Origin of the sequence: Ureibacillus massiliensis 4400831 = CIP 108448 = CCUG 49529 (assembly GCF_000772965.1) — a bacterium.
Lineage (GTDB): Bacteria > Bacillota > Bacilli > Bacillales_A > Planococcaceae > Ureibacillus > Ureibacillus massiliensis.
Window position 1 is genome coordinate 1 of sequence record NZ_JPVQ01000152.1, and the last position, 372, is coordinate 372.

A 372-nucleotide genomic window follows, 5' to 3' on the forward strand; every position below is an offset into this window, starting at 1 on the left:
AGAAATTCCGAAAGGAAATGGGAGTACAAGAAAACTAGGTATTCCAACGGTAACGGACAGAGTTATTCAACAAGCAACTGTTCAAATTTTAACACCGATAATTGACCCCATTTTCAGTGAACATAGCTATGGGTTCCGTCCTAATCGAAGCGCACATCAGGCTATAGAGAAAGCGCAATCTTACATAGATGAAGGATATCGATACGTGGTGGATATGGACTTGGAAAAATTCTTTGACCGTGTCCAACATGATAAACTCATGTCCCTAGTAGCGAGCTATATCAAGGATAAGCCGACACTTAAGTTAATCCGAAAATTTCTAAACGCTGGAATTATGGAAAACGGTATCGTTATACATAATCAAGAAGGTAC

At 39.2% G+C, this 372-nt stretch carries 1 protein-coding gene; it reads left to right on the forward strand.

From position 1 onward, the window contains the following. On the forward strand, positions 1-372 hold a 372-nt coding region (locus CD30_RS19330), incomplete at both ends, for a reverse transcriptase domain-containing protein (RefSeq protein ID WP_036180974.1).